This is a genomic window from Moritella marina ATCC 15381 (assembly GCF_008931805.1).
Taxonomy (GTDB): domain Bacteria; phylum Pseudomonadota; class Gammaproteobacteria; order Enterobacterales; family Moritellaceae; genus Moritella; species Moritella marina.
In genome coordinates this window covers 3105476-3127371 of the sequence record NZ_CP044399.1, presented here as the reverse complement: position 1 = coordinate 3127371, position 21896 = coordinate 3105476, and the positions used below count along the sequence as shown (strand labels likewise).

18 protein-coding genes and 1 pseudogene are annotated in these 21896 nt (G+C 40.5%); 15 read left to right on the top strand and 4 right to left on the bottom strand.

The genetic code is table 11. The features are described 5' to 3' along the window. Positions 1-3: 3 nt before the first annotated feature. Entirely contained in the window at positions 4-1374 is a 1371-nt protein-coding gene (gene xseA, locus FR932_RS13910; RefSeq protein ID WP_019441509.1) for an exodeoxyribonuclease VII large subunit, read from the bottom strand. A gap of 211 nt (positions 1375-1585) precedes the next feature. Here xseA and guaB point away from each other — a divergent pair, with 211 nt between their 5' ends. From guaB to FR932_RS13860, 10 genes are all read left to right on the top strand, one after another. After that, positions 1586-3049, top strand: a complete 1464-nt coding sequence (gene guaB / locus FR932_RS13905) for an IMP dehydrogenase (RefSeq protein WP_019441508.1) — start codon at positions 1586-1588, stop codon at positions 3047-3049. Between the two features lie 113 nt (positions 3050-3162). Next, complete coding sequence (gene guaA / locus FR932_RS13900) at positions 3163-4743, top strand: glutamine-hydrolyzing GMP synthase (RefSeq protein WP_019441507.1); 1581 nt, start codon at positions 3163-3165, stop codon at positions 4741-4743. 190 nt (positions 4744-4933) lie between these two features. Next, the gene (gene tssJ / locus FR932_RS13895) at positions 4934-5419 is read left to right on the top strand and encodes a type VI secretion system lipoprotein TssJ (protein ID WP_240532400.1); all 486 of its coding nucleotides are present in this window, start codon (positions 4934-4936) and stop codon (positions 5417-5419) included. 253 nt (positions 5420-5672) lie between these two features. Then, positions 5673-6722: a tRNA preQ1(34) S-adenosylmethionine ribosyltransferase-isomerase QueA gene (queA, locus tag FR932_RS13890; protein ID WP_019441505.1), complete on the top strand. Its 1050-nt coding sequence runs from the start codon at positions 5673-5675 to the stop codon at positions 6720-6722. Positions 6723-6850: 128 nt separating this feature from the next. Then, positions 6851-7990 (top strand): tRNA guanosine(34) transglycosylase Tgt, encoded by a 1140-nt coding sequence (gene tgt / locus FR932_RS13885; protein ID WP_019441504.1) that lies wholly within the window; start codon positions 6851-6853, stop codon positions 7988-7990. Between the two features lie 118 nt (positions 7991-8108). Beyond that, positions 8109-8447 (top strand): preprotein translocase subunit YajC, encoded by a 339-nt coding sequence (gene yajC / locus FR932_RS13880; protein ID WP_019441503.1) that lies wholly within the window; start codon positions 8109-8111, stop codon positions 8445-8447. Positions 8448-8476: 29 nt separating this feature from the next. Continuing rightward, positions 8477-10321, top strand: coding sequence for a protein translocase subunit SecD (secD, locus tag FR932_RS13875; RefSeq protein WP_081588319.1), 1845 nt, complete (start codon positions 8477-8479; stop codon positions 10319-10321). An 11-nt stretch (positions 10322-10332) separates the two neighbouring features. Next, the gene (gene secF, locus FR932_RS13870) at positions 10333-11277 is read left to right on the top strand and encodes a protein translocase subunit SecF (RefSeq protein ID WP_019441501.1); all 945 of its coding nucleotides are present in this window, start codon (positions 10333-10335) and stop codon (positions 11275-11277) included. A gap of 320 nt (positions 11278-11597) precedes the next feature. Continuing rightward, a complete protein-coding gene (locus tag FR932_RS13865; protein ID WP_019441500.1) occupies positions 11598-12449 on the top strand; it encodes an RluA family pseudouridine synthase in 852 nt (283 codons plus the stop codon). Between the two features lie 267 nt (positions 12450-12716). Further along, the gene (locus FR932_RS13860; RefSeq protein WP_019441499.1) at positions 12717-13085 is read left to right on the top strand and encodes a rhodanese-like domain-containing protein; all 369 of its coding nucleotides are present in this window, start codon (positions 12717-12719) and stop codon (positions 13083-13085) included. 56 nt (positions 13086-13141) lie between these two features. Here FR932_RS13860 and FR932_RS13855 read toward each other — a convergent pair whose 3' ends face one another. Continuing rightward, entirely contained in the window at positions 13142-14362 is a 1221-nt protein-coding gene (locus FR932_RS13855; protein ID WP_019441498.1) for a response regulator, read from the bottom strand. Positions 14363-14848: 486 nt separating this feature from the next. Between FR932_RS13855 and FR932_RS13850 the strand changes: the two genes are divergently transcribed. From FR932_RS13850 to ribA, 3 genes and pseudogenes are all read left to right on the top strand, one after another. Next, positions 14849-15520: a cytochrome b/b6 domain-containing protein gene (locus FR932_RS13850; protein WP_019441497.1), complete on the top strand. Its 672-nt coding sequence runs from the start codon at positions 14849-14851 to the stop codon at positions 15518-15520. A gap of 252 nt (positions 15521-15772) precedes the next feature. Then, positions 15773-16192, top strand: a pseudogene (locus tag FR932_RS21740) (NADAR family protein); the annotation flags it as partial. After that, positions 16184-16825: a GTP cyclohydrolase II gene (gene ribA / locus FR932_RS21735; protein WP_050998990.1), complete on the top strand. Its 642-nt coding sequence runs from the start codon at positions 16184-16186 to the stop codon at positions 16823-16825. The pseudogene FR932_RS21740 and the gene ribA, both read left to right, overlap by 9 nt. A gap of 119 nt (positions 16826-16944) precedes the next feature. On the opposite strand, the gene FR932_RS13840 is transcribed toward ribA, so the two are convergent. Then, entirely contained in the window at positions 16945-17700 is a 756-nt protein-coding gene (locus FR932_RS13840) for a substrate-binding periplasmic protein (protein ID WP_019441495.1), read from the bottom strand. An 80-nt stretch (positions 17701-17780) separates the two neighbouring features. On the opposite strand from FR932_RS13840, the gene FR932_RS13835 reads away from it, so the two are divergent. Continuing rightward, on the top strand, positions 17781-20090 hold the full coding sequence (locus FR932_RS13835) for a response regulator (RefSeq protein ID WP_151676839.1): 2310 nt from the start codon (positions 17781-17783) through the stop codon (positions 20088-20090). 47 nt (positions 20091-20137) lie between these two features. Here the strand turns inward: FR932_RS13835 and FR932_RS13830 are convergent, their stop codons facing one another. Next, a complete protein-coding gene (locus FR932_RS13830) occupies positions 20138-20599 on the bottom strand; it encodes a c-type cytochrome (RefSeq protein WP_019441493.1) in 462 nt (153 codons plus the stop codon). Positions 20600-20791: 192 nt separating this feature from the next. Between FR932_RS13830 and FR932_RS13825 the strand changes: the two genes are divergently transcribed. Beyond that, the gene (locus FR932_RS13825) at positions 20792-21709 is read left to right on the top strand and encodes an ABC transporter substrate binding protein (RefSeq protein ID WP_240532399.1); all 918 of its coding nucleotides are present in this window, start codon (positions 20792-20794) and stop codon (positions 21707-21709) included. Positions 21710-21896: the final 187 nt, after the last annotated feature.

The following is a 21896-nucleotide window of genomic DNA, read 5'->3' as shown; positions in this document are numbered from 1 at the left end:
ATATCAATCGATAGTCGAGCGTATTTCGCCATCGGTAAAACGGGTAATTAACTTATCGCCTGCTTTTAGTTTACTCACCGAGGTGATGACTTGGTGTTGGTCATTTTGAGTAATTGAATAACCGCGAGTTAGGGTTGCCAATGGACTAACTGTTTGCAGCTGTTGCACCAAGTTTTGTAGTTGGTTTTGTTCTTGTTGCAAACGGCGTTGCATGGCATTGTGCAAGCGCGCCTGCAAATTGGCCTGTTGTTGCTGCATCGCAGTCAATTTATGTACTGGAGAACGAGATTGTAAACGTCCTGTAAGCTGGGTTAAATTTAACTTCTGCTTAGCGATATGGCGATTTACCGCTTGGTTCAAGCGTAAGTTAAGCTCATCAAGTTTTTGGCTTTGCTGTTGCAGTTTATGCTGGGGGTGCTGGCTCATCAAAGACTGCTGTAAGTAGCGCTGTTGATGTTGCTTTCTTGCCAGTTGGTTTTGCATTGCCTTGTTTAAACGCTTGCTCAGGTTCGTTACTTGTTGTTGTAAGTGCGCTTGATCTTGGCTGACCAATTCAGCTGCTGCAGAAGGTGTTGGGGCGCGCATATCTGCCACGAAATCGGCGATAGTGACGTCGATTTCGTGGCCAACAGCGCTGATAATCGGCAATTGGCTGTTAAAAATAGCCTGTGCAACACTTGCTTCATTAAAACACCATAAATCTTCTAATGAACCACCACCACGACCGACAATTAGCAGGTCAACCTCGTTACGTTGATTGGCCATATTAATCGCGTTGACAATCGCAGAAGCTGCTTGTGCACCTTGCACCAGCGTCGGATAGATAATGACCGGGAGGTTAGGGCTACGACGCGCTAGCACGGTGAGAATATCGTGTACGGCAGCACCTGTTGATGAAGTGACAATACCAATTTTTTTCGCATGTAACGGGAGGGCTTTTTTATGCGCTTGGGCAAAATAGCCTTGTGCATCTAGCGAGGCTTTTAACTGCTCGTATTGCTGCTGTAATATACCATCCCCAGCAGGGCTTAATGATTCAATCACTAATTGATATTCACCGCGAGGTTCGTACATAGTGACACGTACTTTGGCTAATACTTGTTGACCGTTAGCTGGGCGAAATGAGACGCGGCGGTTGTTACCTTTAAACATGGCGCAGCGTACTTGCGAACGACTGTCTTTAAGCGATAAATACCAATGCCCCGATGCGGGCGCAACGAAGTTGGATATTTCACCGGTTAACCAGAGGGTGCCCATTTCTGATTCGATTAATTGTCTAACGCTGGCATTCAAGTGAGTCACTGTATAAATATTTGGATTGTTCAAAATAAGGCTCTCTCGCGTTAAGCAGTTAAAATCTGATGCATTTTTCATCAGTAAATGAGATATAAATATCAGTAATCAGTATAAAATCGTATCGGCATATTGTAGCAGATTTGCTTTTTAATAGGCATTAAGATCAACCATAACTAAAAAAAATGAAATATAGTTTGCTTTTACCCTAAACCATCAATATACTTCGTCCGCAATATTTATACCGATTATGTCATCCATTTTATACCTTTTACAAGGTGAGATATTGCCCATGCTAAGAATTGCCAAAGAAGCCCTTACCTTTGATGACGTACTGCTTGTACCTGCTCATTCAACTGTTCTACCGAACGATGCGAACCTAAAAACTCAACTAACGAAAAATATCTCGTTAAACATCCCTATGCTTGCTGCTGCGATGGACACAGTAACCGAAGGTCGTTTAGCGATTGCGCTAGCTGAAGAAGGTGGTATTGGTTTCGTTCACAAGAACATGTCAATTGAGCGTCAAGCCGCTGAAGTACGTTTAGTTAAAAAATATGTAAGTGGTATTGTTGCTGAGCCCGTTACTGTAAAACCTGATATGACTATTGCTGATGTAGCTGAACTAGCTAAGCAATACGGTTTTGCTGGCTTTCCTGTAGTAACCGAAGCCAATGACCTAGTGGGTATCATTACTGGTCGTGATGTACGTTTTGTTGATGATTTAACAGCCCTAGTTTCATCAGTAATGACACCGAAAGATCGTTTAGTGACTGTTGGACAAAAATCTTCTCGTGAAGAAGTGCTTGGCCTAATGCACAAACACCGTATTGAGAAAGTACTTGCTGTAAGCGAAGACTTTAAACTAACGGGTATGATCACGGTTAAAGATTTTAAACAAGCAGAGAAAAAACCAAATGCATGTAAAGACGAATTAGGTCGTTTACGTGTAGGTGCTGCTGTTGGTGCTGGTGGTTCTACTGCTGAACGTATCGACGCATTAGTAGAAGCGGGTGTGGATGTATTATTAATTGATTCATCTCACGGCCACTCTCAAGGTGTTCTTAACCGTATTAAAGAAACACGCGCTGCATACCCTGATTTAGAAATCATTGGTGGTAACGTAGCAACTGGCGCTGGTGCACTTGCATTAGTAGATGCTGGTGTTAGCTGTGTTAAAGTGGGTATCGGCCCTGGTTCAATCTGTACTACACGTATCGTTACAGGTGTTGGTGTACCACAAATTACAGCAATCAATGATGCTGTAACTGCATTAGAAGGTACTGGTGTACCAGTTATCGCTGATGGTGGTATCCGTTTCTCTGGTGACATCGCTAAAGCGCTTGTTGCTGGTGCATCATGTGTCATGGTTGGTTCTATGTTTGCTGGTACTGAAGAAGCACCTGGTGAAGTTGAACTTTACCAAGGTCGAGCATACAAGTCATACCGTGGTATGGGTTCATTAGGCGCTATGTCTAAGGGTTCATCTGACCGTTACTTCCAATCTGAAAATGCAGCTGACAAATTAGTACCAGAAGGTATTGAAGGCCGTGTTCCTTATAAAGGCAAATTGAAAGAAATCATCCATCAACAAATGGGTGGTATCCGTTCTTCAATGGGTCTAACTGGTTGTGCAACTATCCATGATATGAACACCAAAGCTGAATTTGTTCGTATCACAGGTTCTGGTATCACAGAAAGCCATGTACACGATGTAACGATGACAAAAGAAGCGCCTAACTACCGTTCAAACTAAGTTAGTTTTAGCAAAATAGATAGTTCGAAACTGATAATTCAAGGGGAGACAAACGTCTCCTCTTACTATTATTATAAACATAACAACTAAATATATTTACAGGAATATCTTTAATGACCACAAATATTCATGAACAAAAAATCCTTATCTTGGACTTTGGTTCTCAATATACGCAGTTAATCGCCCGTCGTATCCGTGAAATCGGTGTTTACTGTGAGTTATGGACATGGGATGTGAGTGAAGCGGATATCCGTGAATTCAATCCAAACGGTATTATTCTTGCGGGTGGCCCAGAAAGCGTAACCGCTGAAGGTTCTCCACGTGCACCTGAATATGTATTCAATGCTGGCGTACCTGTATTGGGTATCTGCTATGGCATGCAAACTATGTCTAAGCAACTTGGTGGCGAAGTTATTAAAGGCACTGGCGAAGGCGAGTTTGGTTATGCACAAATTGAGATGCAAAACCCTTCTGAACTATTCAAGTCTATCGAAGATGCAGTATCAGATTCTGGTAAAGCACTATTAGACGTATGGATGAGCCACGGTGATAAAGTGTCTGCTATCCCTGAAGGTTTTGTAACAGTTGCTAACACAGCGACTTGTCAGTTTGCTGCGATGGCAAATGAAGAGAAACGCTTTTACGGTGTGCAATTCCACCCTGAAGTAACACATACTCGCCAAGGCGAACGTATGCTTGCTCACTTTGCTAAAGATATTTGTGGCTGTGACGGACTTTGGACTTCAAGCTCAATCATTGATGATGCTGTTGCACGTATGAAAGAGCAAATCGGTGATGATGAAGTTATCTTAGGTTTATCTGGCGGTGTTGATTCATCTGTTGTTGCTATGTTATTACAACGTGCAATTGGCGATAAGCTAACATGTGTATTCGTTGATAACGGTTTACTTCGTTTAAACGAAGGTCAGCAAGTAATGGATATGTTTGGTGATCGTTTTGGTCTAAACATTGTACATGTTAAAGCGGAAGACCGTTTTCTTGAGCAAATGGCTGGCGAGAACGATCCAGAAACGAAACGTAAAATTATCGGCCGTGTATTTGTTGAAATTTTTGATGAAGAATCGAAGAAATTAAGCAATGCTAAATGGTTAGCGCAAGGTACTATCTACCCTGACGTTATCGAATCTGCTGCGACTAAAAATGGTAAAGCGCATGTGATTAAATCACACCATAACGTAGGTGGTTTACCTGACGATATGGCAATGGGTCTAGTTGAACCATTACGTGAATTATTTAAAGATGAAGTACGTAAGATTGGTCTTGAATTAGGTCTTCCATACGACATGCTTTACCGTCACCCATTCCCTGGACCGGGTCTAGGTGTGCGTGTACTTGGCGAAGTGAAAAAAGAATATTGCGACCTATTACGTCGTGCTGACGCTATCTTCATCGAAGAATTACACAAAGCAGAACTTTACCATAAAGTAAGCCAAGCATTTGTGGTATTCTTACCAGTACGCTCTGTTGGCGTAATGGGTGATTGCCGTAAGTATGATTGGGTTGTATCACTACGTTGTGTAGAAACTATCGACTTTATGACGGCGCGTTGGTCACATCTGCCGTATGATTTAATCGGTCATGTATCAAACCGTATTATCAACGAAATTGATGGTATTTCTCGTGTAGTTTACGATGTATCTGGTAAGCCACCTGCAACAATTGAGTGGGAATAACCCTCATCTAGTTGTTTAAGTAGCGACGTAAATCGTTAAGCAGTAATACTGATATGAATATGAAAGCAGCTCTCGAGCTGCTTTTTTATTGCTTACAGTTTTATATTGCCCGCTATTTTGTTATAACGGGGAAGGTATGGATACCTATTGAACACTCAAATATTAGCTCATAACAATGGATGTTAAGCCGATGAAATTATTTACAGCCTTTCTTTGTATACAATTAAAACGTGTAAAACTGCTCATGACTCCCCTCATGCTGTTATTACTTACAGCCTGTAGCAGTACTGATATTCGATTAAATTTAGCCGCTTCGGCAGATCTCAATAGTAATAAACATAGCGAATCCTTACCTGTGATGGTGCGGGTTTATCAATTATCGGCAGTTGGTGGGTTTCGCAGCGCGAGTTTTGATCAATTATGGCAAGCGGATGAATTAATACTTGGTACAGACCTAGTTGATAAACAAGTATTCAGTGTACAGCCCAATGCCAGAGTAAATTATGAGTTCGTACAAGCCGATGATGCAGAGTACATTGCCTTGTTTGTGATGTTCAGAAACGCAGAACAAGATCGTTGGCGTTGGTTACATAAATTGGATGGTGGGCTTGTGTCGTTTGACACTGAGTTTGATATTCGCTTGATGAACAATAAAATTTATTATTCGGATAACTAATACCAATTCCGAAAACTAAGTGATCAAAATGATATTACTCCTGCAAACCGCTAAGCTGATAATCAGAAGGGCAGAGATCTTATGTTTGCCCCGATTTTCGCTAATAACTTTAGCGTCTATCTCGGGGAAGGTTATTAAGTGGTTATTTAAACCGTCATAATCGGCACAAATCTCTTCTCCCCTTGATATTCTCTCTGTTGATAACTAGACTAGCGGACTATTTCAATTTTAAGTTCGATTTTAAGGTGCCTTCATGCAGGTTTCAGATTTCAATTTTACCCTTCCTGACGAGTTAATCGCACGTTATCCGAAAGCGGATCGTCGTTCAAGCCGTCTATTACAACTAAACGGTAACAGCGGTGAGCTTGCAGATAAACAGTTTGCAGACATCCTCGATTTAGTTGAAGCGGGTGATCTGATGGTATTTAACAATACCCGTGTGATCCCTGCGCGTATGTACGGGCAAAAAGCCTCTGGCGGTAAAATCGAAGTACTGGTTGAACGTGTTATTAGCGAGCACTCTGTACTTGCACACGTACGTTCATCAAAATCACCAAAAGTCGGTGCGCGATTAATCCTAGAAGGCACGGTAAATGCTGAAATGGTTGCGCGTCATGATGCGTTATTTGAACTTAAGTTCTTAGACGAACGTCATGTACTGGAAGTATTAGAAGACATTGGCCACATGCCTTTGCCACCTTATATCGATCGCCCAGATGAAGATTCAGATAAAGAACGCTACCAAACGGTTTACAACGAAAAGCCCGGTGCCGTAGCCGCGCCGACTGCTGGTTTACACTTTGATGAAGCCTTGTTAGCGCAATTAGCAGAAAAAGGCGTGAATACTGCATTTGTTACACTACACGTTGGTGCCGGCACATTCCAGCCGGTACGTGTTGATAATATTCTCGATCACCACATGCATTCTGAATACGCTGAAGTATCTGAAGAAGTGGTGGCTAAAATTGCAGAGACGAAAGCCAATGGCGGCCGTGTTATTGCAGTGGGTACGACGTCAGTACGTTCATTAGAAAGTGCAGCACAAGTAACGATGGCGAAAGGCTTACCGCTGGCACCATTCTTTGATGATACCGAGATCTTTATTTATCCTGGTTACGAATTCCAACTGGTTGATGCCATGGTAACGAATTTCCATTTACCAGAATCAACCTTGATCATGTTGCTATCTGCATTCGCTGGTTATGACCATGTGATGCCTGCTTATCAACATGCGATAGCTGAGAAATACCGTTTCTTTAGTTATGGCGATGCGATGTTTGTGACGAAACAGACCGCAGATTAAATTTAATTAGTAGTGGGTGCTTATCTGCTCACTGCTAATTTGTTAACGATAAATGACTACCAATTGGTACGTTATTTGAATTTTTTGAGAGAAGTAATGTCAGACTGTTTCTCTGACTTGAGGTTTATATGAAGTTAAAATACGAATTAGATAAAACGACTGGTAATGCACGTCGCGGCCGCTTGATCTTTGAACGTGGTGTTGTTGAAACGCCAGCATTCATGCCAGTAGGTACTTACGGTACAGTTAAAGGCATGACACCTGAAGAAGTTGATGCAACAGGCGCTGACATTCTGTTAGGTAATACTTTCCACTTGTGGTTACGTCCTGGTCAGGAAGTCATGAAGCAGCACGGTGGTTTACATAACTTCATGAACTGGCAGGGGCCTATCCTGACTGATTCAGGTGGTTTCCAAGTTTTTAGCCTAGGTAAAATGCGTAAAATTACCGAAGCGGGTGTACATTTCCGTCATCCAGTTAACGGCAGCAAGATCTTCTTAGATCCTGAAACATCGATGGAAATCCAAGATGATTTGGGTTCTGACGTGGTAATGATTTTTGATGAATGTACACCGTACCCAGCGACTGAGTCAGAAGCTGAAAAATCAATGCGTATGTCTTTACGTTGGGCACAGCGTTCACGTGATCACTTTGATAAGTTAGACAACAAAAATAACTTATTCGGTATCATTCAAGGTGGCGTTTATGAACACCTACGTGACATTTCAGTTAAAGGTCTATTAGATATTGGCTTTGACGGTTATGCAGTTGGTGGCCTAGCTGTAGGTGAACCAAAAGAAGACATGCACCGTATTCTTGAGCACACTTGCCCGCAAATCCCAGAAGACAAACCACGTTACCTAATGGGCGTTGGTAAACCTGAAGATTTAGTTGAAGGTGTTCGCCGCGGTGTTGATATGTTTGACTGTGTAATGCCAACACGTAACGCACGTAATGGTCACTTATTCACAAGTGAAGGTGTTATCAAGATCCGTAATGCCAAGCATAAAACAGATACGAGCACGCTTGACCCTGAGTGTGATTGCTACACATGTAAGAACTACACGCGTTCTTACCTGAACCATTTGGACAAATGTAACGAGATCTTAGGCGCACGTTTAAATACCATGCATAACCTACGTTACTATCAAAACCTAATGCAAGGTATCCGTGATGCAATTGATTCAGATACGTTTGAAGAATTTGTTACCGATTTCTATGCTAAGCAAGGCCGTGAAGTACCGCCTTTAGCAAAGGCAGACGCTTAATTATTAAGCAAACACTGACCTGATTGTCGATCTAAGTTTGGTAAACCTTTCTCATTAGTAGTAAGGTAATGTGATTGGTTTATCATATCAATATTAAAATTTATAAAGGGAAATAAAAATGAGTTTTTTCATTGCAAATGCAGTTGCTGCTGAAGGTGCTGCTGCACCAGCTGGTGGTGGTTACGAAATGTTGATCATGTTAGGTATTTTTGGTGTGATCTTCTACTTCATGATCTATCGCCCACAAGCGAAACGTCAAAAAGAACAGAAGAACCTAATGGCATCATTGTCAAAGGGTGAAGAAGTACTTACTGTTGGTGGCATCGTCGGTAAAATTGCGAAGATTTCTGAAGGTAACGATTACATCGTGATCACAATTGCTGATGCAACAAACATCACAATTAAACGTGATTACATTGCAGCTGTATTACCAAAAGGTAGCATGCAGTCGCTTTAATCTTTTCCGTATCCCAGTAAGGTAATATTGTGTTAAACAAATATCCTCTGTGGAAGTATCTAATGGTGATCGCTACGATCGCCATTTGTTTACTGTATGCCACACCAAATCTATACGGGGAAGACCCCGCCGTCCAAGTTTCTGCTGCACGTGGTGCTGCTATTGAAGTATCAACACTCGATAAAGTTAAAGCAGAACTCGATAAACAAGACATCTCTTATAAAAGCGTTTCATTAGAACAAAACCAAGTATTAATTCGCTTAACTGATAGCGAGCAACAGTTACTTGCTAGTGAAATCTTAAAAGAACAATTAGGTCAAACCTTCATTGTTGCTTTAAATCTTGCCCCTGCTACACCGGAATGGCTACAAGCTGTTGGCGCTGGACCACTAAAACTGGGTCTGGATCTACGTGGTGGTGTTCACTTCTTATTAGAAGTTGATATGCAAGAAGCGTTAGTGAAAGCTGAAGAGCAAATGTTACAAGATTTCCGTACTGATTTACGTGAAGAAAAACTGCGTTATACAGCAGTGCGTAAAGACAATAACGGTGTAACTGTACGTTTTCGTGATGCTGAAACCCGTGATAAAGCTGAAGAATTTCTCAAAACTAAATATCCTGACCTACTGTTAAATGACAGTGAAAATAATGGTCAATTTAGCGTGTCGGCAAAAATGACTGAAGCAAAACTTGCTGAAATCAAAGAATATGCCCTACAACAAAACATCACCATTATCCGTAACCGTGTAAACCAATTAGGTGTTGCTGAACCGCTAGTACAGCGTCAAGGTACAGACCGCATTGTGGTTGAATTACCAGGTGTTCAGGATACTGCTGGTGCGAAAGAAATTTTAGGTGCGACTGCAACACTAGAATTCCGTTTAGTGGATAACAAAGCAGACCCTTACAGCTCTCGCGTACCTGCTGGTAGTCAAAAATATACTACTCGTGATGGTCGTCCTGTTGTACTAAAGAAACAAGTTATCTTAACGGGTAATCACATTACAGGTGCAACATCGAGCTTAGATGAGTTTAGTCGTTCACAAGTGAATATCGATCTTGACTCGCAAGGCGGCAGTAAAATGTCTCGTGCGACGAAGAAAGCAATCGGTACATCAATGGCAACAGTATTCATTGAATACAAGCCAACGGGTGAGAAAACCGCAGATGGTAAATCTAAGCTGCAAAAAAATGAAGAAGTAATTAACGTCGCTACTATTCAAGCGCAGTTAGGTCGTAGTTTCCGTATTACTGGTTTAGACAGTGGCAATGAAGCTAAAAACTTAGCGCTACTTCTACGTGCAGGTGCGTTAGTTGCGCCAGTACAAATCGTAGAAGAACGTACTATTGGTCCTAGCTTAGGTAAACAAAATATCGAAAACGGCTTATCTGCAATGATTTATGGCATGATTGCTATCGTTATCTTCATGGCTATCTACTACCGTAAATTTGGACTTGTTGCCAACATCGCGCTATCTGCAAACATCATCATGATCATTGGTATTATGTCTATGATCCCAGGGGCGACAATGACGCTACCGGGTATCGCTGGTATCGTATTAACGATAGGTATGGCTGTTGATGCCAATGTATTGGTATTCGAACGTATTCGAGAAGAGCTAAAAGAAGGTCGTAGTGTTCAACAAGCGATTCACAGTGGTTATGATAATGCATTATCAACCATTGCGGATGCGAATATTACAACCCTATTAACTGCGATTATCTTGTTTGCAATTGGTACTGGTGCGATTAAGGGTTTCGCTATTACGCTTGCAATTGGTATTGCCGCTTCTATGTTTACTTCAATCATTGGTACACGTGCAATCGTGAACTTCCTTTGGGGTAATAAAAAGATCGATAAACTTTCAATCTAAGGGGATTAATTATGTTTGAAATTATTAAAACAGAACGCACGATCCACTTTATGAAAATGGCTAAGCCGGCGTTTATCTTATCAATACTGTTGGTGCTTTTATCGATATCTTCAATTGCTATTAAAGGCATTAATTGGGGTCTTGATTTCACCGGTGGTACGGTAATCGAAGTGGGTTATGACAAACCAGCAGATCTTGAAGTAATTCGTCCGTTGTTAGCAGCTGAAGGCTTTAGTGATGCGGTTATTCAACATTTCGGTTCAAGCCGTGATGTATTGATCCGTATTGCACCGCGTGAAGGTCTGGATAGTGAGCACCTTGGTAGTCAAATGCTGGCTGCATTACAAGGGTACGATAAAAACGTAGAAATGCGTCGTATCGAATTTGTTGGTCCAAACGTGGGTGATGAATTAACTGAGCAAGGTGGCCTAGCGCTGATTACTGCGTTAATATGTATCCTGTTATATGTTGGTGTACGTTTTGAATGGCGTTTAGCATCGGGTGCAGTATTAGCCCTTGCGCATGACGTTATCATCACACTGGGTATCTTCTCGGCATTAGAGATTGAATTCGATTTAACTATTTTAGCGGCGCTATTGACCGTTATTGGTTATTCATTGAATGATACTATCGTGGTATTTGACCGTATTCGTGAAAACTTCCGTCGCATGCGAATTGATGACTCTGTAGAAATTATGGATGTATCATTAACGCAGACATTATCACGTACGTTAATCACCTCTGGTACAACATTAATGGTATTAGTATCATTGTTCCTGAAAGGTGGCGCACTGATTCACGGTTTCGCGTTAGCATTGCTAATCGGTATCGTGGTTGGTACATATTCATCGATTTACGTAGCAAGTGCATTAGCACTGAAGCTTGGCGTAACGCGTGAAACTATGTTACCACCAGTGATTGAAAAAGAAGGCGCAGACCAAGACCCTATGATGTAATTCTAGGTTTCCTAGTAAACTGATTAGTCTTTTGACTGCCACAAAACCCGCCTAGTGCGGGTTTTTTATGTTTTCGAATGAGTACTTTAACTGCTTGGCCATACCGATGCTTAATGCTGCGGTACAATGCAATGCTTATATACAATGTTATTGGTATTTTGGTTAAAGTGTCAGGTTTATCTTGTGCTGAAAATTAATATCAATATACTCCCGCTCATACTGGTATCGTAGATCACGTATCAGCCCACATATACAAATGTTAAGCAATGCTCATTGTGTTAACGTGTTACTGACAAAACCAAGTTGGAGAGTAACTTACTATGTCTGACCGATTTAGAGTAAAAGAGACTTCAGGTCTACTCATTTTCCTTAATACTCAGCTTAAAGGCTGGAGTAGAAAAAACATAAAACAAAGACTGACAACCGGGTGTGTTGTTGTTAACGGTCTGCCTGTTATGGTGCATGATCATGCGCTCAACGTCGGCGACGATGTGGAAGTGAGGGCATCAGGAAAGAGCATGCAACATGGCGTTGCCCGATTAGAGATCTTGTATTCGGATAATGATCTTATCGTTATCAACAAACCCGCAGGCCTGTTGTCTGTGGCTGCAGCGGGTGAAAACAAACAGCATGCGCTAGCCATTCTTCGCAAGCAACTTTCAACGCCTAAGCGTGCTGTTAATCTATGGCCAGTGCATCGACTCGATCGCGATACATCAGGTGTATTGATGTTTGCCACTTCTCGCGAGATGCGTGAAGCTGTTAATGAGGGATGGTCTAATGCTGAGAAAACCTATCTTGCGGTAGTTGAAGGTCAGCCCAATCCAAGTCAGGGGACTATTGACCAGCCTTTGAGAATGGAATCAGAAAAGTATCAGATGATTGTCGGACAACACCCGGATGCAAAAAAAGCCGTTACGCATTTTAATACCCAGCGTACAGGCAAGGAACGTAGTCTGCTTGAAGTGCAGCTCGAGACGGGTCGACAACATCAAATCCGTGCCCATATGGCCTGGTTAGGACACCCTCTGATTGGCGATCCTCGTTATGGTACTGATGGTCCGCGTATGGGACTGCATGCACTGCGCCTTAGTATTACGCGTCCAAATACTGGTAAGCGACTCACTTTCGAGACGCCTGCACCGGTTGATTTTCTTGCTCTGCTTCGATAACTTAAAATGCACTCCACCATGTATTTATTATGGCATGGTGGTGCTCATCTAATTGTCGATATATTGTAGGTAGTTTGGCTGTCATGTGAACCGCGTTCTTTGCTGTTACACACGAGCAAGCGTTGTCCAAAACGTTTTCTAAAACTTTGTTCGTCATTACCGATTTTATACGTTGTGTGATTGAATTATAAGATATAAAGTGAAATTCTGGTTAAGCTAAATAATCGCTTAGTAAACACTCGGTATTTAATTGAAAAGGATAACAATATGGCTCATAGTCAACGATTTCTAGATTTATGTAACGAAGCCCGTAAAGTAGTCAAAGAGTGCAGCTGTGATGATGTGAAGCAGTGGCAGGATGAAGATAAGCAATTTGTGCTTGTCGATGTACGTGAAGAAAGCGAGTGGGCTGCGAGCCGTATTAGCGGTGCTGAGTACATGGGGCGCGGTATCATTGAACGTGACTTAGAAGCGAAATATCCTGAGTTAGATACGTGTATCGTATTATATTGCGGTGGCGGTTATCGCTCTGCATTATCAGCAGAGTTCATTCAGCGCATGGGTTATACAGACGTTATTTCTATGGATGGCGGTATTCGTGAATGGAAAATGAAGAGTTATCCAATCGGTAAGTAAATATTGTCTATAATTATTAGATGCATGCTGTTATATGCATAGCAACAGGCATCTTGTTATTGCCAGACAACTTGGTTACGGCCATTTTTTTTTGCTGTATATAAACGAGCATCAGATTCGGAGAGCATTTCATCAATCGACTTGTTACCAAAACTGGCACCAATACTGATCGTAATGTTGATTTCAGTGCCATTATGAGACATGATTAATTGTTCTATTTTAAGGCGTACTAACTCCAGTTGTGACACAAATATAGTACGGTCTATATTGCTTTGAATGCAGAATTCTTCGCCTCCAAAACGCGCCACAGTGGCATCTGAAAAGTGATGTTGCAATTGCTTCGCTACCGTCACTAATACAGCATCGCCACCATCATGCCCGTGATTGTCATTCACTTTTTTGAAAAAATCGATGTCTAGCATAGCAATATTATTATGCTCTTCGGTTGTGCCGCGACTATGTTGATTAAAGAAATAGCGGCGGTTCCATAAACCGGTTAACGCATCCTGATTTGCCATTTTGTAAAGCTTGTCTGCAGTGTCTTTCATGTTGAGAATATGGTGGATACGGCAGTAAAACTCTTCTTGATTAAAAGGTTTATAGAGAAAATCATTCGCGCCGGCTTTTAGAAAACGCGCTGTCATCGACCGATCGCTACTGCCAGATAAGCCTAGAATAGCCAGTTGATTCCGATCGAAGTTACGACGGATCTCTCGGGTCATGGTAATGCCGTCTTTTTCGGGCATATCATGATCTGTGATGATCAAACTGATATTTGTGTGTTGTTGTAATAACTCGATTGCCTGAGTGCCATTTTCAGCAGCAATGACTTGCAGGTTTTGTCGTTCTAATAAATTAATCAGATGGGTACGTACGGTTTTAGAATCTTCAACGACGAGTGCTTTATGACGACAATTTTCTTGCAGACGTCGTAATAATGGGATGAGGTAAGAAACCGATGATGCGCTATCTTTTAATAAATAGTCTATGACGCCTTTGGATAATACTTTTTCGCGGATATGTTCACTGAAATTAGCCGTTAAAATGATAGCTTGTAAGCCATAGTTTAATACATCATCGATGATTTCACCGTCAGGACCATCAGGCAAACAATAGTCGAGTACCGAACAAAGAAAATCATTTTCTCGCGCTAAGATTTCATGGGCTTGTGCTATTGATTCAGCAAATACGGCTTGAAAACCAGCTTGGCTTAGCTGGATATTAAGGTATTTACGAAAAGCTCGGCTGTCTTCAACAACAAGTATTTTGCAGAGCAATTGGATATCCTTATTTTTCTTAACTTCGTAACCATCATGGAATAGATTTTAATCTATTGAAATTAATCGTTTATTAATATGAAACGTGAATGACTATGACCGATTTAGTCAGTTAAATATCATAGCACTATAATATTCCTTATGTTTTACCACTAAATATATAAAAGTGAGATTAATTTAGCTTACTGCCATTTACGCTTCACATCTCGAAACTAAATATCCTTGATAGTATGTATTTTATGTTCGCACACTGTTGTAGCGATAATCACTGAAATGAAATCATTATCCGTAATGAAATATTATATTATCTCGAATATTCAGGTGTGGTTATTTCTACCTTTCTATATCAATGTATACCATTTATTAGGTATGTTGATGGTAATTGTTGCTATTGTCTGGTTAAGTGTTAGAAAATAGCGTCTTAACTTCTATAAGAGTTGGGCAGTTACGCCGTTATTGTCTATATAGAGTATCGCTGAGGGTTGTATGGTTAAGGTTAAAGTTTGGGACGGATTTATTCGTGGCTATCACTGGTTACAGGTGATCTTGTTATTTGCACTGTGGTATTGTGCTGATAATGATGAAATGGAATGGCATTTTGTATTTGGTTACGCATTATTGGCATTATGGATAACGCGTTTTATTTGGGGGTTTATTGGTAGCGATACTGCTAAATTTAGCTATTTTATAAAAAGTCCTATGGCGTTAATCGATTATCTAAAAGACAAAAACAAATTTGACCGGGTTAAATTTGGCCATAACCCAGCAGGTGCTTGCATGGTTGTATTGTTTTTAGCTTTAATCATTACCCAGTTATTCAGTGGCCTTAGTGCCAGCGATGATATTTTGTCAGAAGGCCCTCTCGCACAATACTTTTCTGCGGAAACGGTGAGCTTTATGACATGGCTTCACAGTGTTAATTTTGACGTATTATTGGGGGCGATTGCTTTACATATTATTGCGATTATAGCTTATAAACTGAAAAAACAGCCGTTAGTGAAAGCGATGTTTACAGGCGCCGCTGAATACAAATTAGTGAGTTCTATTGTCCAACCTAAAATGCTTAATGGTTGGTTAGCTTGGGTCCTCTATGCCGCTATTGCCGGCGCGATCTGGTGGCAGTTTGGGCATGAAAACTTAGGCTATTTATTGTATTGATTACATTTTTTTATTGCTTCGCCCATTAAGGACAGGATTTAAACATAAAGTATAAATTGTATTTTTGCAGACATTAAGGCTAAAAAACGAGCTTTAATGTCTGAATTTTTTAACCACGTAGCACTATTAGATTTCCGAAACGTCATATTACCCATCTCATCTATACTCCTCTAATATGTACTTACAAGATGTAAGTTATTGATACTTACCTAATCCAAGCCTAAAGTAGTATGTTTTCATGGAGTGAGAATAATGATGAATGAAATTAAATTTTATGAGCCTAATGATGCATTTGGTTTTTTATCCAATTTAGCCTCTGCGCCGATGATAGTTGAAGGGCTTGAGTGGCCAAGCAGTGAGCATTATTATCAAGCACAAAAGTTCAATGACCCGCAATTACAGCGTTTGGTTCGTCAAGCCCCTTCTGGCGATGAAGCCTTCCGATTAAGTCGTGAATATGCGCAATGTGTTAAACCTGATTGGTTGCAAGTACGCGAGCAGGTGATGCGTTATGCTGTGGCTGAAAAATTTGGCCAAAATCCTTATTACGCCTATCAACTCGTCGCGACTGGCGAGCAGGTATTAACAGAGCATTCGCATAAAGATAGTTTTTGGGGCGATGGTGGTGATGGTCGCGGTCGTAATGAGCTTGGCAAAATATTAATGGCAGTACGTAGCGATTTAAGCGAACAGGAACCTTATAATCTGATCACCTATGTTGATAGCGCCAAACTACCAACCCAATTTGGCATGTTCCAAATGAACGGCTTTATAGAACGAGCGACGGGTAAAGAACACCTTGCTTTAGTGTATGGTAAGTTAGACTCGAGTGAACCAGTCCTAATCCGTTTACATTCTGAATGTTTAACCGGCGATGCGTTATTTAGCGCGCGTTGTGATTGTGGCTTTCAGTTAGCTAAAGCGATGCAAAATATTGTAGAGAAAGGTAGCGGCGTGATCTTATATTTACGTCAAGAAGGCCGTGGTATTGGGTTATTAAATAAGATAAGAGCTTATCATTTGCAAGATGATGGCGCCGATACTGTTGAAGCGAATGAGCGCTTAGGTTTTGCAGCAGACATGCGAGATTATACTTTCTGTAAAGGTATGCTTGGTCACCTGAATATTGATAGCGTTAATTTAATGACCAATAACCCGCGTAAGGTGAATGCATTAATTAAAGCGGGTATTAATATTGCTGAGCGAGTGCCACTACAAGAAGGCAATAACCCCCACAATGAAGGTTATCTAAAAACTAAAGCGGACAAGTTGGGGCACATGTTTGCAGCTGAATTTATTAATTAGGCTAGTCAGGATATTATAAAGAGTATGTATATTGAGAAAACACCGACTGCTTAATTTAAGTAGTCGGTGTTTTTTTTTCGTGGTTGTGCTTGTGTTGATTGCACTTTTATTCACTTAATTTACATGTACTGGCTAATAATCTCGGTTAATGTACCTGCAGCCGTTAAATCTGACAGCTGCTGATTAATAAACAGCTGTAGTTCGCTGTCCATCTTCGGATCAAGTGCAAGGTAAATTGGATAGGTTGGGATCAAGGCTGAAAAATCCTGTAAGTGATAGCTGTTGAGATCTTTAGATTGAATTTTAAGGTTGTATTGAATGCGTGATGTCATTTCGATAAAAATAGCATCTTGGGGCATTTTATCTAAAATTCGGAACGCTGCTGCATAGTCTTTTACTCTGAGCTCTCGAATTTCGCCACTATCAATATAAGGCTGTAGTGTTGGGTAATCAAAGCCATAAAGTAAAATAAATACTTTGTCTTTTATGTCGCTAATATCGGTATATGAAAAGTCTGATTTAGCATTGCTCAAGATGCTGTGGCTCACTGTGTAAATTGGTTTATCTGATAAATTTTCAGCTTGAACACTGCCCCAATTTGGACTGCCGTAAGTGATCCAGTTTTTTTCTCCTCCCGCTTCGAGCTCTGAAATCATTCGATTGAAAGGATAAACGTGGTAATTAATCGTGTATTTATCGACAAATATCTTGGTAATAATATCTGACACAATACCTGTGTGCTGATTATCTTCTGTCGTGATTTGAAATGGCATGGCTTGTTTAGCGATGACATAATAGTTGACTGACTCTGAACTTACTGTAAAGCTAGTCGTGAAAAGTTGTAGGGTTAACATAATTGCAATAAAGTGTTTCATTTTACTTCCTTATAACCTTAATTCCATTTTTAATGTCTATTATTAGATTAGTCGATTAGCAACAGGATGTGAGCTTCAGGATGAATAAAGCGACTTTGCACAATAAAAAAATAGGTATTGCGAGGCAATTGCTTGTATCGATCATATTAATAAGCTCTTTTTTTACATTACTGATCACGGGGCTAAATGTCTACCTTGATTATAAAGAAGATATATCAGGTGTAGAGACTCAACTGAAACAAGTGAAGCAAAGTTATTTATCGAGCTTAACCGCGAGTCTCTGGGTTGAAGATCGCGAACAGCTTAAGTTGCAAGCCGAAGGTATTATGCAACTTCCCAATGTACACTACCTTGAAATTAAAGATGATAACGGTATTGTCTTAGAGCTAGGCACGCCGCTGTACGAATATGAGTATCAAGTTTCTTGGCTTATGCAGCAAGATTTTGCTGATAAAAAATTCGCTCTTGCGACATTTAAAATTCAAGCTGATTTATACCCTATTTATAAAGGCCTGTGGGATAAGTTTGTTGTACTGTTATTATCGCAAGTCGTTAAAACCTTCATTGTCGCGCTATTCATCATCTTTGTCGTATATAAAATTGTGGTTCGGCCATTAACAGAAATGTCTGATACGGTTGGCCATGTTGATAGCGATAAACTGCCGCTACCACTGGAATTGATCCCGCGTAAATTTGATGATGAAATTACCCATTTAACCGAGAGTTATAATGCGTCTATTACCGAGATTCGTCATAACTACCTTGAACTTGAAATTGCAAAACACCAAGCTGAAGAAGCCAATTTAAAGAAAAGTGAATTTTTGGCTAATATGAGTCATGAAATTCGTACGCCGATGAATGGGGTTATTGGTACCGCGTCTTTATTACAAGAGATGCCGATGGGGCGAGAGCAAAAAGAATTTGTGGATATGCTGTATTCCTCGTCGATTACGTTACTTGATTTGATTACCGATATTCTGGATTTTTCTAAAATTGAATCAGGCCAACTTATTTTAGCGAAAAACCCATTGAACTTGTTTGAACTATGCAAAGAAGTTGAGGCAAACTTTTTGGTATTAGCGGGTCAGAAACAGATCGCATTAGTTTGTCATATCGACGAACAGATACCAGATCTCGTGCTTGGAGATATTACTCAGTTACGCCAAGTACTGAATAACCTTATCTCTAATGCCATCAAATTTACTTTAATCGGTTATGTTAATCTTAATATAAAATTAGTTTCTCGTGTAGATCATAGCGCTGGGATCATGTTTCAAGTTATTGATACTGGTATTGGTATTGCCGCTGAACATCAACATAAAATATTTGAAAAATTCCAGCAAGCAGATGGCAGCACGACGCGAAATTATGGCGGTACTGGTTTAGGTTTAGCTATTTGTCGTAGTATTGTGACATTAATGGATAGCGACATCATTGTTTATAGTAAACCGGATAAAGGCAGTCGATTTGAGTTTACAGTTAATTTTGATTGTATTGATGAATTGCTATTAGGAGCTGACGTAGAGCAGAGTCTCGCTGGCTTATCCATCTTACTAATTGATGACAGCATGTTGAATATGCGTATCACATCCGCGCAGTTAAAAAACTTTGGTGCCCGTTCAGTGTCTTGTGATGATCCATGCTTGAGTAAAAGTATGGTACTCGATGCTTTAGATAAAGGGAGGCCCTTTGATTTAGTCATCATTGATAAAGTGATGCCTAAAATGGATGGTTTTACTGTCGCGAAACAATTACAGGATGAATTCGCAGAGCTTACGCCTCGATTAATGATGTTATCAGCAAATGCAGAAGTCGGTGATGATGTGCTTTCCAAGCAATTTGGTGTAAAAGCGTTTTTAAGTCGCCCCTATAAAGCAGAAACATTAAAAGCGGTCGTGTTAAATACGATGATGAGCGTTCAAAGCGAGGATGACACGGAGCACGCTGTCGAAGAGGTGGATGACAGTAGCGTAATGAAAGTGCTGTTAGTTGAGGATACATTTATCAATCAAAAAGTCACAACGATGATGTTACAAAAATTAGGTATTGAAGTCACGCTTGCTGAGAATGGTCAAATAGGTGTTGATCTGTGTAAAGAGCAGGACTTTAATTTAATCTTAATGGATTGCCAAATGCCAGTTCTTGATGGTTTTAAGGCAACGGTCGCCATTAGAGAAAGTGAAACGCCCTCTGCACATGTCCCCATTATTGCGTTGACTGCGAATGTATTACAGGCTGAAAAAGACAAATGTTTCACTGCGGGGATGGATGACTTTATGGCTAAACCCGTCAGTAAACAAGTGTTGACTCTGATGTTGCAAAAACACTTATCTCCATGGTTAGCGGATGCTCCAGCTAATCATAAATTAAAGGTGGTTGGGCAAGTATAAAAAAAGGCGAACAATCATATTGTTCGCCTTTTTATATACATAGGGGATTATTTTGATTTGTAATCGCTATGGCAAGATTTACAATTTTTTGCGGTTTGACCAAATGCTTTTTTGATGTCACCACGATTGCCTTCTTTGGCAACGGTCGCTAAGTTTTGCGCATCTTTACTAAATTGACTAAATTTAGCTTCAAAGCCAGCCGCATCTGTCCAGATCGCAGCTTTAGCTTTAGTCTCTCCAGTTTGGCTATCGCTTGAGCTAAAACCGTGTTGAGCCATCGGTATTAATTGCGCAAGCTGTTCTGAGCGTAATTGAAATGCGGCGTCATTCCATTCTTTTTTACCTTTAACCATATCAGCCATGTCGGAAAAATTAATTGCGATCATGGTTAATGCTGATTGGCGATATGTAATATCTGTCTCAGGTTTATCAAACGTAGCGGCTTGCGCTGTGGTAAACATCATTAATGATGTTAAACCTGCTAATTTTAGTGTTTTGCTCCAGAACATCTTACTTCCTTATTGCTATTGGTTTCGTTATTCGTTGATAACTTATTATTATATGCTTGATAGTAAACTATTTTTAGGTATGGGGAAATGTGATGCATTGCATTATTTAGCAAAACATTGTGTGCTAAATTGGTTGGCCCATCTCGTCAGTATTCATTAGCTAAGGAAAGCATAATGCGAGCAGGTTATATCATGGAACGATCACACCTATTTCATTTTCCACATCGTACATCTCGGCATCTTGGCACACCAAGCTCAATACTTTTAATAGGTTTACTTTATTTACTTTCAGTTGCTGAGACTCAAGCAAGTCAGCTACGCGTCGCTATATCGGCGTTGGATTCGAACATTGTCGCAGAGCATGTGCAGTCAGGGTTACAATCGGAGCTTTCTCGAAAAGGTTATGTGGCTGGTACTAACCTCACTTGGGTCAATAATAAAGGCAAAGTCAAATCATCAGATGTTAATGTCATTATTTCTACCTCCGAACATCATCCTTTCATTTCCTTAGTTAACCAGCAGGGGGTCGCCACTGAAATTAATCGAGATATCACTGAGTTTAGTACGCCGTTAGCAGAGCAGTATGAAATTAACTTCATCAAAAAATTATTACCTGGGACTAATGCCCTCGGTGTGATCATTAATAAAAATGTCATTGATATGCCTAACACAGAGCAATTTTTGGCACGCCAAGAGCAGAAAGGCATGCATATCGTTTATTACTATATTGAAACAAGTGATGAATTAAGAGCTGCAACGCGTATCTTAGCGTCTGCTGTTGATGTCATTTATTTACCTTACCATATTACGGATATGCCCGAATTGGAACAGGTCGTCATTGTAGCAGAGCGTAATGATGTCGCACTTATTGGCGCAGATCATCGTAGTATTAACAAAGGTGTCTTTGCCGTATACAATATTGACTACTTTCAAGTCGGGCGTGATACCGCAGATTTATTAGTGCGTTTAGCCGAAGAGCGGGATACGTTTAATGGTAGCAATGATTACCTTGCGAGACCTGTCCTTTCGCTTAATCTTGATGCTGCAGCGCGAATGGGTGTTGAGTTATCGAGTGATATCATAAATAAAGCGACGTTTATTATAGAATAACGGGCTGCAACATGACTTGAATACGGTGTTTTTACAGCTGTAATTAATCTGTTTGGGCTAATTTATACAGATATATTCAATTTTTTTTTAATAAATTCGTTTTTCTGCTTGAAGCGTTAAATTTCGCCCCCATATTTATTTTCAATCGCAGAGATAACCTTACAATGCGTAGGTTGTCAGTGATAGA